Origin of the sequence: Streptomyces sp. NPDC020917, assembly GCF_044333795.1 — a bacterium.
GTDB lineage: Bacteria > Actinomycetota > Actinomycetes > Streptomycetales > Streptomycetaceae > Actinacidiphila.
On the sequence record NZ_JBIRRR010000003.1, the window covers coordinates 560,105 to 572,594 of the forward strand.

The 12,490-nt window shown below is 68.0% G+C and carries 9 protein-coding genes and 2 pseudogenes; 6 read left to right on the top strand and 5 right to left on the bottom strand.

Annotated elements, in window-relative coordinates; translation table 11 throughout:
- Positions 1 to 71: 71 nt before the first annotated feature.
- Together ACH4TG_RS09335 and ACH4TG_RS09340 are read left to right on the top strand one after the other, a co-directional pair.
- The gene (locus tag ACH4TG_RS09335; protein WP_398241562.1) at positions 72 to 527 is read left to right on the top strand and encodes a hypothetical protein; all 456 of its coding nucleotides are present in this window, start codon (positions 72 to 74) and stop codon (positions 525 to 527) included.
- A 78-nt stretch (positions 528 to 605) separates the two neighbouring features.
- A complete protein-coding gene (locus ACH4TG_RS09340) occupies positions 606 to 3,815 on the top strand; it encodes an NEW3 domain-containing protein (protein ID WP_398241563.1) in 3,210 nt (1,069 codons plus the stop codon).
- Positions 3,816 to 4,006: 191 nt separating this feature from the next.
- Here the strand turns inward: ACH4TG_RS09340 and ACH4TG_RS09345 are convergent, their stop codons facing one another.
- From ACH4TG_RS09345 to ACH4TG_RS09355, 3 genes and pseudogenes are all read right to left on the bottom strand, one after another.
- Entirely contained in the window at positions 4,007 to 4,483 is a 477-nt protein-coding gene (locus ACH4TG_RS09345) for an SDR family oxidoreductase (protein ID WP_398241564.1), read from the bottom strand.
- Between the two features lie 52 nt (positions 4,484 to 4,535).
- Positions 4,536 to 4,739 (bottom strand): annotated as a pseudogene (locus ACH4TG_RS09350) (SDR family NAD(P)-dependent oxidoreductase); the annotation flags it as partial.
- Between the two features lie 8 nt (positions 4,740 to 4,747).
- A complete protein-coding gene (locus tag ACH4TG_RS09355; RefSeq protein ID WP_398241565.1) occupies positions 4,748 to 5,113 on the bottom strand; it encodes an MMPL family transporter in 366 nt (121 codons plus the stop codon).
- A 184-nt stretch (positions 5,114 to 5,297) separates the two neighbouring features.
- Here ACH4TG_RS09355 and ACH4TG_RS09360 point away from each other — a divergent pair, with 184 nt between their 5' ends.
- The 3 genes from ACH4TG_RS09360 (at position 5,298) to ACH4TG_RS09370 (ending at position 6,790) form a co-directional block, all read left to right on the top strand.
- A complete protein-coding gene (locus ACH4TG_RS09360) occupies positions 5,298 to 5,585 on the top strand; it encodes a hypothetical protein (protein ID WP_398241566.1) in 288 nt (95 codons plus the stop codon).
- 405 nt (positions 5,586 to 5,990) lie between these two features.
- On the top strand, positions 5,991 to 6,566 hold the full coding sequence (locus ACH4TG_RS09365; protein ID WP_398241567.1) for a helicase associated domain-containing protein: 576 nt from the start codon (positions 5,991 to 5,993) through the stop codon (positions 6,564 to 6,566).
- A gap of 62 nt (positions 6,567 to 6,628) precedes the next feature.
- Positions 6,629 to 6,790, top strand: a complete 162-nt coding sequence (locus tag ACH4TG_RS09370) for a hypothetical protein (protein ID WP_398241568.1) — start codon at positions 6,629 to 6,631, stop codon at positions 6,788 to 6,790.
- 443 nt (positions 6,791 to 7,233) lie between these two features.
- Here the strand turns inward: ACH4TG_RS09370 and ACH4TG_RS09375 are convergent, their stop codons facing one another.
- Positions 7,234 to 9,384: an alkaline phosphatase family protein gene (locus ACH4TG_RS09375; protein WP_398241569.1), complete on the bottom strand. Its 2,151-nt coding sequence runs from the start codon at positions 9,382 to 9,384 to the stop codon at positions 7,234 to 7,236.
- A 1,096-nt stretch (positions 9,385 to 10,480) separates the two neighbouring features.
- Between ACH4TG_RS09375 and ACH4TG_RS09380 the strand changes: the two are divergent.
- Positions 10,481 to 10,648 (top strand): annotated as a pseudogene (locus ACH4TG_RS09380) (IS5/IS1182 family transposase); the annotation flags it as partial.
- A gap of 21 nt (positions 10,649 to 10,669) precedes the next feature.
- On the opposite strand, the gene ACH4TG_RS09385 reads toward ACH4TG_RS09380, so the two are convergent.
- Positions 10,670 to 12,490: a beta-xylosidase gene (locus ACH4TG_RS09385; protein WP_398241570.1), complete on the bottom strand. Its 1,821-nt coding sequence runs from the start codon at positions 12,488 to 12,490 to the stop codon at positions 10,670 to 10,672.

Sequence of the window (12,490 nt, forward strand, 5' to 3'; positions counted from 1 at the left end):
GTGGTGGACGGCACCTTGATGGACTTCACGTCGAAGGCATCGCCTCAGAAGAACACGCTCCACCAGCCCCAGTGGCCTGGAACGGTGTGCAGGTCGGCGGCAAAGTGTACGGCATCCCGATGGACTCCTCGCCGATCGGAATGTCCTACCGCACTGACCTGTTCAAGACGTTCGGCATCCAGCAGGCCAAGACTACTTCCCCTGCGGTGGCTCATCGTCTCCTCCACCATGAGCAGCACCGCGCTGTTCAGCGGCCGGCCCTGTGGTTCTCCGACTTCGGCCTGGTCACCCACCTCGAACAACCCTTCACCATCGACGATGGGATCTCCGGCCGCTGGATGCTCAACACCGTGCTCTACGCCGGTGTCGGCGCAGCCGTGGCGACCCTGGTGTCGCCCACGGCCGGTCACACACTGGCCCATCACGACCTCACCGGATGGCAGGTCGTGTTCGGCGTGATGCTCGGAGCTGTCCTGCTCCCGGCGTCGCCGCTGGTGATGCCGCTGTACTGGCCTCCAGCGCCGTGAAGCTCTCACCCCAGGGGATCACCAACCCCCACTCAGGCCGCGCGCCGGGCCGACCGGCGCGCGCACAGAGGAGGAACCATGAGAAACCGAGTAACACCGGGGCCGCGACTGACGGCGTACGCCGTGGCCGCCGCCCTGGTCGCTGCGCCGCTGCTGACGCTGGCGCCGACCCCGGCGGTGGCTGCGGCCCCGCTGCGGATCACGGCCGGCTACCTGTCGATCGGCCTGAGCACGAACGGACTGGTGACCAGCCTGGTCGACCTGCGCACCGGCACGAACTACCTCGCTCCGGGCAAGTCGGCGCCGCTGGTGAGCGTCGTCGCCGACGGCCGGCAGGACCTGCCGACCTCGGTCAAGGAATCGGCCCACGGCACCCTGGTCTTCAAGGGCGCCAAGGCTACCGTCAAGGTCAAGGAGGTCCACTACCCGACCTACTCGACCCTGGAGGTCATCGGCTTGACGCCCGCACCCGGCGTCGACGTCGAGACCCTGCTGTGGGGCCCCCTGCCCACCGATGTGTCGGAGACGGTGGGGCAGGATGCCGGGGTGGTCTCGGACCGCTACTTCGCCCTCGGGCTCCACCCCCTCAACGACAAGACCGTCGGCGCCTGGCCCCAGGAGTTCGACTCGTCGGGATTCGGCTCGGACGTCCTGAACAAGCCCTACGGTGAGGCCGGTTCGCAGAACGACTGGGCCGCCGGGGCGAAGACGCCGTGGGGCAGCATGCTGCGCGCCTACACCTACGACTACAGCAAGACCCGGATCCGCGCGGGACAGATCCCGCTCGGTCCGCTGGCCGGGCCCGAGGGGCAGATCGTCGGCTCGAAGCTCGCGCTGTTCGGGACCTCGCCGGACATGGTGCTCAGCGTGTCCAGCCAGATCGCCCGGGGCCAGGGCCTGCCCTATCCCACGATCAACGGCCAGTGGGAGAAGACCGCCGAGGCGACCCGGCAGCCCTTCCTGTCGCTGGCTGACCTCAGCACCGGGAACCTCTCCCAGTACATCGGCTACGCCAAGCAGGCGGGGATCAAGAACGTCTACTCCGTGCAGGGCGCCGCCGGTCCGTGGACGTCGACCGGCCACTACCAGTTCAACGCGAACTTCGGCGGATCGGACGCCGCCGCGGCGCAGATGGTGTCCAAGGCCACCGCCGACGGCATGCGAGTCGGCGTCCACACCCTGTCGGACTTCATCACGGCCAACGATCCGTACATCACCTCGGCGGACCCCCGGCTGGCCGTCGGCGAGACGGTGAAGCTGACCAGGCCGCTCGCCGCCACGGACACCACCCTGTACGCCGACGGCGACTCCGGAGGCGGCGGAAACATCGGAGGCTCGCGGCTGCGGATCGGCGACGAGTTCGTCACCTTCAGCGGCAGGACCAAGGTCAGCGACACCGAGTGGCAGTTCACCGGCCTGAAGCGCGGGCAGTGGAGTTCCGCCGCCAAGTCCTACCCCGCCGGCACCCCCGCAACGCGGATCAACGAGGACGAATACGGCGGGGCGACCGGCAGCCTGCCGATCATCGACGAGATCGCCACCCGGCTGGCCACCGCTTACAACACCACCGGCATCCGCGACACGTCCTACGACGGACTGGAGTCGGCGTCCTGGAGCGGCTGGGGCGGCCAGGGCATGGCGCACATGGTCAACGGCGTCTACCGCCAGCTAGCGTCGAAGGACGGCTTCATCAGCGAGGCGGCGAACCCCTCGTCCAACACCTGGGACGCCCAGTCCCGGATCAGCTGGGGCGGCCTCGGCTGGTCGGACTCCAACTACGACCAGGTGACGAGGAACGTCAACTTCTACCGGGCCAACTACCTGCCGGCGATGGCCGGATCGCTCCCGATCTCCGGCAACGACTCCACGGTGAAGATAGAGACCGAAATGGCGCGTGCCGCCTCGCTCGGTGCCCGCTTCGGCTGGTACCAGACGAGTGCCAGCAGCCTGGCCAACGGCTCCAACACCGGCAACGTCCTCCATGCGATCAAGGTGTGGGACTCCGCCACCAGTGCGGGCGCGTTCACTCCCGCGCAGCAGAAGCTGATGGCCGATCAGAGCACCTACTGGCACCTCGGCGAGGTGACGGCCGACCGGCAGTGGTCGCTGCAGCAGGTGGACGCCTCCGGCAACCCGATCGGCCCCGCCCAGACCGTCACGGCCTCGACCCCGGCGTTCACCACGACCGGTCTGCCCGCGCTGGCCAAGGGAAAGCTGTACGAAGCGCGGGTGGCGACCAACAGCCCGGGAACGGTCCGCTACTCCGTCACCCGCGGCTCGCTGCCCGCGGGCCTGACGCTCAACCCCGACACCGGCGGCATCACCGGCATCCCGAAGACCTCGAAAGACGTCACTTTCACCGTCACTGGTAAGGGCGGCCCCGGAGTCGCCGACGCCCAGCGCACGTTCACGACCGGAACCGTGGGCGTCGCTCCGGAGGCCATGCTGACGGCGGGTAGCGGCGTCGTGAGTCCGGGCGGGTCGGTCACGATGACCGCGGTCGTCTTGAACCCCGGCACGACCACGATGTCCGGGGTCACCGCGACTCTCGGGCTGCCGTCCGGCTGGACCACCTCCACTGCGACGGTCGATGTCGGCACGATCGCCGCCGGAGCCGCGGCGATGAGGTCGTGGACGGTGCACATCCCCGCCGGCGCCGCTCCTGGCACACAAACCAGCGTGGTGTCGGTGTCCTACCCCAAGGGACCCGGGAGTACCGGCAGCCCCCTGGTGTTGACGGTCGCTCATCCGAGCCTGGCGGCGACGTTCAACAACGACGGCATCAGTGACGACAGCAACCCGGCAGCGGCCGACTTCGACGGCGGCGGCCGCAGCATCTCCGCCCAGACCCTCGCCGCGGCCGGCCTCACCCCTGGCGCCCAGGTCCGCCACGACGGCCTGACCTTCACCTGGCCCAGCACCACCCCAGGAACCCCGGACAACGCCAGCGCCGGCGGGCAGGCCATCGCCATGACCGGGCAGGGCACCACGCTCGGCTTCCTGGCCAGCGGCGCCGGCAACGACTCCGGCACCGGCACCATCACCTATACCGACGGCACCACCCAGGCCTACACCCTCGCCATCAGCGACTGGACCAGCACCACCGCGGCCGCCGGCAGTGACCTCCTCGCCACCCTTCCCCGCCGCAATGCCAGCCGCGGCGGCAGCACCAACATCCCCGTCCACATCTACGCCGCGACTGTGACCCTCCAGCCCGGCAAGACCATCGCCTACCTCACCCTCCCGAACGCGACTGGCATGCACATCTTCTCCACCGCCATCGGCTGACACCGGCAGCGGCCGGCGCCCGCGCGGCGCCGGCCGCTCCATGCCTGGTGGCAGTGGCAGTCCGTTCCTGTCGGTGACTAGGTGAAGATCGGTGGCCACACTGAAAGGGTTCCGCCGAGACATCGGGCGGGGGGGACGCCCCGGCACCGACAGTGAAGCCGGGCGCAGTGCCGGGGCGGCCGGTCACACAGTCACGCATCGTCCTTGGCAGGTGCCACGAGGGGCACCCCGGCGAGGAGTCCGCCGTCGACGCGCAACTCGACGCCGTTGACGTAGCTGGCCTGGTTACTGGCGAGGAAGGCGATGACCTCGGCGATCTCCTCCGGTTGGGCGACCCTGCCCGGCGGGTGCATTTCTCCCCATGCACGGACCACCTTCTCCGCCTCGGCCGGTGTGCCGGCGACCTGGGCTGCGGACGCCCGGAGCATGGGCGTGTCCATCGAAGCCGGCAGGATCGCGTTGGCCCTGATCCGGTCGGCGGCATAGTCGATGGCCAGGCTTCGCATGAGGCCGAGCATCCCCGCCTTGCTCGCCGTGTACGCCGTCACGTTCTTCTGCGTGGCGCTCGCCTGGACCGACGACACCAGGACGATCGATCCGGGCCCGCCGTCCAGCATGTGCTGGATGACCGAGTGCACGGCCAGGTTGGCACCCTTCAGATACTTCATCCCAGACTTGTTCACTGGTCGTCAGCGCCGTCCCGTACCGCTGGATTCCCGCGGAGTAGACCAAGATGCCGGGGGTGCCGAATCTCTGGGCCGCTCGGGCGGTGAAGTCGGCGATCTCAGTCGGGCTCCGTACGTCAACGGCTGCGCCCCACGCGTCGAAGCCCTGCTCGCCCAGTTCCCGTTCCAGGGCGTGCGCTTCTTCGGATCCCAGCCCCGCGAACGCGACCCTGGCACCGTCGCGGGACAAGCGCCGCACGGTGTCCGTCAAAGCGGAACAAACTCATGGCCACCCGCCTTGTATTGGACGTCCGCGATCGCGGTCGACCCGTCCCGGCTGACCTGGCCGCTCTGCTGCGGGGTATCGGAGCTCGCGACCTGCGGTGAACGAGCCGCCTCGGCGGCCACCTCATCGATGACCGGTTGATAGTGGGCGGCAGTGACCTTCTGCCCCTGGGGGGCGACGAAGACGATCTGCGCCGGAGCCCCGTTCGGGTTGGCGTGGAAGTGGACACGGATCAGGTCGTTCGCCTTCTGGAACTCCGCCCCCGGGATCGAGGACGTTTCCTTTCCGAGGGCGCCGCGGGCGCACGCAACCCCACGGCGAGCACGCCACCAAGCACCGCCAACCACAGAAACAGCAAAAGCCAGCGGCGCTGGAACGCGAACCGGCCCATGTGGTGAAGGAAGGAAGCCACGGCACGAACTCCATCGCTGAGCAGGGGCCGTCACTCGCGCTACGTGAAAGTCCGTACCCAGCAAGCCGCCTACAGCGAATCGCGTAGCCGCCAGGGACATCGCCAAGGACACCCGGCTCGTGGCTCAGCGGCTTGCCTTCGCGCTGGAGGACGTCGCCGAGCAGCCGGAGGCGAGCCGTCAGCGCCTCCAGGAGCGTACGCAGGCGAAGATGGCCATTTCAGCGTTCAGCGACGCGTTGCTGCGGTTGCCGCGCCCGGGGCTGTCGTGCTGGCTCGCCCCCCGGCACCATCTGCGAGCGCTGCCGCGGGTGGTGCCGGCCGTGGTCTGCAGCCGACGCCGCAGCACCCAGAACAGCACCTGCAGCCAGAGCGGTCGCAGCAAGACGGGAAGCGAGACGGGACACTGAAGTCCCCTTTCGTGCACGGCACAACACGGAGACTGCGCCGGTGGTACACGCCCTCGGCACGCTCGCCGAGGCGTCACCACGATCACCGGTCAGCCACTCAAAGCGACATTCAAGGCACGTTCTGTTATAGATCGGGGACATCGGCACGCCGCTACCCTGATTCGGGCCCGTCACAGCGTCAGTGGCAACCGGCACCTGGCCGTGTCCACCCGCCGCCGGGGACTTCAACACCACGTCGGCCCTCGCGGTCGAGCGCCCAGGCAAGGGCCTGGAGGAGTTCGCGACCGAGGCCGCGCGGCGGCGGCCGGCCCGTCCATCGGCAGCCAAGCACGGACGGCTCCTTCCACCCACCACCGCCACCAGGGAACGGCATCCCCATCGGCGTCTGGAGGGAGAACCATCCGAATGCGGGGCAGGAAGAGCGGCAGAAGCGAGGCGCGGCGCGAGGCCGGCCAGCCTGCCGGCTCCACCACCGGAGCACTCACCGAGGAACGCCGGGACGCGCTCGAAGCCATCGACCCGTCCTGGTGCCCCGCCTGGCGGCCAGTCGCCAGGCAGCGCTGCTACCGCCTACGCCGCACACTCATCACCACCCGGGCCCCGTACCCACCCAGCCAGGCCAGACCACCCTCCAAAGCGAAGACCTCGGCGCATGGGGCCAAGCCCAACGACTCAACTGGGGCCAACCGCAGCCCGCGCAGGCCTGGATGCTCGATAACATGCTCCACCTCTCCCCGGCGACACCCGACGAACGCCCACAGGCGCCCCGCACACAGGCCGACAAATGGGCCGCCAACATCGGCAGCCGCACGGCAGTTCCACACCCGCGAAGGCCACCTCCAGGTGCCCAGGAAGCACGTCGAAGAGGTCGACGGCGTGCCCTACAAGCTGGGCATGTTCATCGACAACGCCCGCAGGCGAGCCGACAAACTGAGCGAAGAACGGCACCAGGAACTGACCGCGCTCGGCATGCGCTGGTAGCGCGGCGTCCGGAGGGGGCGGCGAGTGTCTAATCAGCGGCGGATCTGACGATGGAGACCGCCGTGGAGAACGAGCAGGCCGAGCAGGTGGCTCAGGCACCGTCGCGTGTGATGTCGGACGAGCAGCTGGTGGCGATGCTGATTTACCGGGCCCGCAACGAGGGGCTGTCTGGTGTTCCAGCGGTACTTCGTCATGGGCCTCGCCCTGGAGCTACCCAGGGGTGAACTCCGATCGCCGAGGCTTTGGGGGGCCTTCGCTCGTTCGAACCGCACAAGCGGGTCGAACGAGCGAAGAACGAGGACCGAGAGCGGTGGTGTCACCGCGTCGGTCCCCGCTCCGGACAGCTGGTCGTCCGCCGTCCCACGGGCCGGCTGCCGGATGTTCAGCCAGGCTACGAGCTTGGCCGCGAGACCGGTGCGGGTGAACACCGATGTCGGGCCGCTCGCGGTGTCGCGGTGGAGGTCGACCACGGAGGCCGAATCGCCGTCCACGTCGGGCACGAGCTGCTGGCCCCGTGGGGGTTGGCCCGCCGCATAGTCGCTGGCGCCGTCCAGGTACTGCCAAGCAGGCCACGCCGACAGGCCGACGTCGTCGTAGCCCGACCACGGCTCGTGGCCCCGACTGGCACCGCGGTAGCGATGCCGGCCGGGGCCAACAGGCCAATTGGTCAGCCGATTGCGGTGGAGAAGATGTGCATACCCGCCGCGTTAGGGAGGGTCAGGTAGGCGACAGTCTTGCCGGGCTGGAGGGCCACGGTCGCGCCGTAGATGCGCACGGGAAGGTTCTGGACGCCCGCGCTGCGGTTACGGTACGGGAGGACGACCAGGGTGTCACTGCCGGGTGCGGCGCTGGTGCTGGTCCAGTCATTAATGGTGAGGGAGTAGGGCTGGGTGGTGCCGTCGGTGTAGGTGATGGTGCCGACACCCGAAGTGTCACCGGCGCCGGTGGCCAGGAAACCGAGCGTGTCACCGGGTCCGGTGAGCGGGAAGGTCTGGCCGTTGCCAACGATGTTGATGTTGTCCGGCGTGCCGGGGGCGGCGTTGGGCCAGGTGAACGTCAGGCCGTCGTGGGTGACCTTGGCCCCGGGGGTGAGACCGACTGCGGCGAGAGTCTGTGCCGAAAAGCTCCGGTTGCCGCCGTCGATATTGCCCGCGCCGGGCGTGTTGTTGTCGCTGATACCGACGTTGTTGCGTGCCGCTGCCTCCGAGGCGTAGGGCACGGTGATCCGCGCAGACGTCTGATCGCTGCTCGCCGCGCCCGCGTAGGTGGCCTGCATGGTCAGCGGGTAGCTGTCAGGTGCAGCATCCGCCGGCGCGGTGACGGTCCAGGTTGTCGTGGCCGATTTGCCGGGCGCGATGGCGGTGAAGTCGGTGGGAGTGGTGGCCTTTGCGGACCAGCCGTTGGGGACTGTGAGTCCGATGGAGGCGTCCTTCAGCGGGGTGGGGCTTGTGCTGTTGGTGTAGGTCGTTGTCACTGTTGCTGCGGAGCCGGGGTTGACCACCACTGAACCGCCGAGGGTGAGCTGGTGCGGCGGGACGAAGCTGGGCACGTGCCACTTCTGGCCGAGCGTGCCGTCGCAGTCCTTCAGATCCAACGCGGCTCCGTTGTTGATGCTCGCACCGGGGTCGTCCAGGCAGAGCCCGGATGCGGTGTTCATCAGAGAGCCGTCGTTCTGGGGCTGCCAGACCTGTGGGGCGGTGCCATCGCAGGCGGCGAGTGTGATCGCGGTGCCACCGCCTGTGGCAGTCATGCACTGGTCCTTCACACGGATAGTGCCGTCCGCATGCCGGATCCACTGCTGGTTGGCGGCAGACTCGCAGTGCCGCAGGCTCAGCGCGTCATGGCCCTCTTCACCGGTCGGTTGGTCCGCCGCGCACCGGCCGGCTCGGCCGCTGAGGTGCTCGGTCCTGGACAGGTCGAAGGCGTCGCTGACCGTGTTGATCCCGGCGTCGGCGGTGTGGTTGATGTGCGGCAGCCCGTACATGTCCAGCACCGTGCGCAGGACGCTGTAGTGGTTGACGTACTCGTCGTAGCTGCCGGCCTTGGCCATCGGCCCGACCATGATCGTTGGGATCTGGTTCGTCGGACCGCCGTCGTCCTCGTCGTAGGTGAGGATGAACAGGCTGTTGTGCGTCTTCGCCCAGTTGATGTACGAGTCGAACTTCGACTTCACCCAGGCATCGCTTTCCGCGATGGAGCCGTCGTGCGAGCTCTCGTGGCCGTTCCCCACCACGAACGAGACCGTGGGCATCGAGGCGAAGCCGTCCGGCGTCGAGGGGAACTGCGCCAGGCGCTTGTCCATGGGGTTGAGGTTCTGTGCGGTACCCGGCGTGGTCTTGAACCGGAACCACTGGGTGGGCCGTGCCTGGTCGGCGTAGTCCGAGAAGCTGTACCCGTGCGTCACCAGTTCGTTGGCCAGGTTGTCGGTATCCACGGACGACGGCGCCGGATAGTCGTTGGTGGTCACGATGTTCGACGCCGACAGCAGTGCGTAGTAGTTCGGCAGGCTCGGGTGCTGAATGCCGTGCGAGTTGGTCAGCGTCACCCCCTCGGCAGCCAGCGACCTCATGTACGGGTCCTGGTCGCCCGGATTGCCCGAGGGCCGTCCGAGGATCTGGTCGTAGCTCTTGTTCTCCATCATGACCATGACCACATGGTCCGGCCGCGGCATGGCCTCGGTCGACACCGACTGGCCGGCTGCGGGCGGGGGGTCGTCGGCCGCAGCCGTGGTGGCCACACCTGCAAGCGCGGTACACGCCAGCAAAGTGCAGGCCATCAGGGCCTTCACGCCGCGGCCCATCGGTCGCGGAAACTCCATGGTCGCACTTCTCTCTACTCGTATCCCAGAATCTGCGGATGGGTGGCGCACGGCACGCCACACCGTCGCACGACCCTGATGGGGCCGCGCGGAAAGTGGCGCACAAACCGGCACCACAGGGAAGACCACTGCGGTGCCGGAGTTGCTGAGGCACAGTCATTCCCGTCCCGCGGAATCGACCAGAACCTGGATGACGACGGGCTGGCGGGAATGGTGACCCTCAGGCAATGCCGCGAAGTGGGCGGCAGTTTTCGCCGAGCGAGGTCGCTTTTTCGACCGAGCGGCAGCCTACGCGCGCGCGGATCATGCAGGGTGAACTTGAGAAGAACAGGACGCGCCAAAAAGAACGGCGCATCATGCTCAGATGGGCAACGGAGCGAGCAGGCGAGAGTGGCGAGAGATTCTGTCCGGTAACGAACTCTCGGTTAGTAACGTTTCCTCCAGACCAGCCGTCGGCCACTAGTCAGACAGGAAAACGGGAAACCGCATGCCGAAAATCGAGTCGGCATCGTAAAAGAGGGCCGACTCACCATAGGTCACGAGGCGAAAAGTGGGCCGCGGTGAGCGACGACGCGACAATCGCCCACAGCGAGGTTCAGGGGTATCTCCTGGCTGCAGGTGAGGACGGGGATGACCCAGTCGCCGTGGTCGTTGCCGTTGCCGTCGGACATGACGAGGACCTGCCCGTCACCGGTTGGTCTCGGACAGGAAGGACAGGTCGCTGACCTGGCTGGTGCCGGCGGGCGACGGGGTGGGGAGCGACCCGACGATCCGTTCGTCTGTGGCGGTCTCCGCCCGCGCCGCGCTGGTCGAACCGCACGGTGGTGGTGAGCGGGTTCACCTTGCCGGGGGGGGTGGCCGGTGCGGTGACGTCCCAGGTGAAGGTGGCCGACGTTCCCGCGCGAACCGGGGCGGAGTCGGCGGCCGCCGGCTGCGGGTGACGGTCCACCCGCCCGGTGAGCTGCGAGCGCGGCGGTCACGTCGGTGTGGATCTTGAATTGGGATGATCATGGAGTGGTGCGAGGTGATCTGACGGACCGGCAGTGGGCCCTATGGAGCCGTTGCTGCCGGTGGGGAAGAAGCTCTCGACTCACGAGGCGGCCGACCGCCGGCCTTCGGCAAGGAGGACTACAAGGAGCGCCACGCGGTGGAGTGCAGGATCAACCGGCTGAAACGGCACCGCGCGGTGGCCACCAGATACGACAAGTTGGCCGTACGTTACGAGGGGACAGTGCTGGTCGCGGCCACCAACGAGTGGCTTTGACCAGCACTTTCGCAACAGACCTCAGTTGACATCGGCGCGGTCGAGGGCGATGTTGATGCCCTTGCTGGCGTTGTTGCGCTGACCGGTGTTGACGATGGTGACAGTGTGGGGTCCGGGGGTGAGCACAGGGCTGGTCCAGACGATGCCCGACGCGTTGCGGCTGCTGGCGTAGTTGTCGATGGTGATCGGCGTGCTGCCGTCCAAGACCACGGACATGATGCCTTGGTCGACGTCTCGGACCGCGTGGAGGGCGACCTGGCTGCCCTGGAAGTGCAGCGTGGCGGTCGCGCCGGCGGTGTGGGAGTAGTTGGCGGTCGAGTTGTACATGTCACTGATGCCTGTGGCTACTCCCCAGTTGGCGTCGTACGAGAAGTGGTCCGGGCTGTCGGCCCCCGTGTCGGCGCCGTCCACGACCACGGGGCCCGGCTCGGTCGGTCCGGACTTACCGTCACCCCGGGTCAGGGTCACGGTGTACGCGTCGGTGCCGCTGAGACGGTTGACCGGTACCTGCAGGGTGCTGCCGTCGGGGGTCAAGTCGCTGTCGAACACGGTGTATGGGGTCTTCAGCGGCATCTCATTGGGGATCCGCTGGATTTTGACGTGTACCTTGCCGTCTCGCACCAGATGGGGCGCGGCCTGGAGGTTTTGGAAGTCCACTGTGGTGGGGCCGCTTTGCCCGGAGCTGTTGCCGATGAGTGCGAAAGCCTTGTTCTCGCCTTGGCTCAGGCTAGCCGCGACCGCGATGCCTCCACTTGCCGTGGTGCCGAGCTGGTGGCCGCGGAGCTGGGCATACGCTCGGTAGGTCCACCATTCGCCGGTGGGTTTACCGTCGACCAGCATTCCGTCAAGCCTGCCGGCGACACAGCAGTCGTTCCAGATCGCGTGCGCTGCGGCGGTGACGCCTGAGACGGAGAGGCGGGACAGCAGCCACGCACCATTGGCGGGATTCTGCTGGGCAGAATGGGTGAACTCGTTCACGGTCATCGGGAGTGGGGGGATGCCGAGGGAGGCCACCAGTTGCCGGGCGTTGGCGGCGTCGACGGCGGGGTCACCCCCGAAGTGCCAGTTGAGCACGTCGGGGAGGGTGTCGTCGGTCTTGGTCTGGCGGAGGAAGGTGCTCAGCACGTTGCGGTCGTATGTCCACCAGGACGGGCCGACGATCTGTGCGCCGGGCTGCAGTCGCCGGATCTCACGCACCGCGGTGTCCCACACTTGGAAGTACTGAGCAGTGTTCATTCCGGGCGGAAAGAAACCGGCGCCGGTGGGCTCGTTCCAGATGTCGTAGCTGACCTTGACCCCGGATGCCTTCACGTCGGAGATGACCTGGTCGATGAAGGTCTTGTAGTTGGCGCAGTCGCCTTTGGCACACGGCCACACGGTGTTGGAGGGCTGCGTCGTGTCGGCGCCCCACACGTCGGACACGAGCAGGTGGTAGGTGGCGTTGTACGGCTCGGCGGTCACCCGCCGGGCCTGGGCAAGGGCGGAGTTGATGCGGGCCTTGTAACCGGGGCCAGCCTGGTAGTTGTCGCCGATCCAGCCGTGTCCGTCGATGCGGGCGCCACCGCCGCGGAAGAGAGTGGGCTTGAGGGGCTCGAGCAAGTCGTCGGCGGGGCCGGAGCCATCCTGGCTGAGGCCATACAGGAAGCCGGAGCCGGCATGGTTGGGGGCGGCGCCCTGGTCGGCGAGGTTGACGGACACCGTGGTCGTTGCCGCGACCGCCGTGGAGGTGCTGAGCGTCCCGAAGGTGAGGGCGGCGGCTGCGAGCGCGGCCAGCCCGGCCACCGCGCGGGAACGCCGACGGTCTCGCGAGGCAGGGTGGAGGGGCAGTTTAGGTCTGAACAT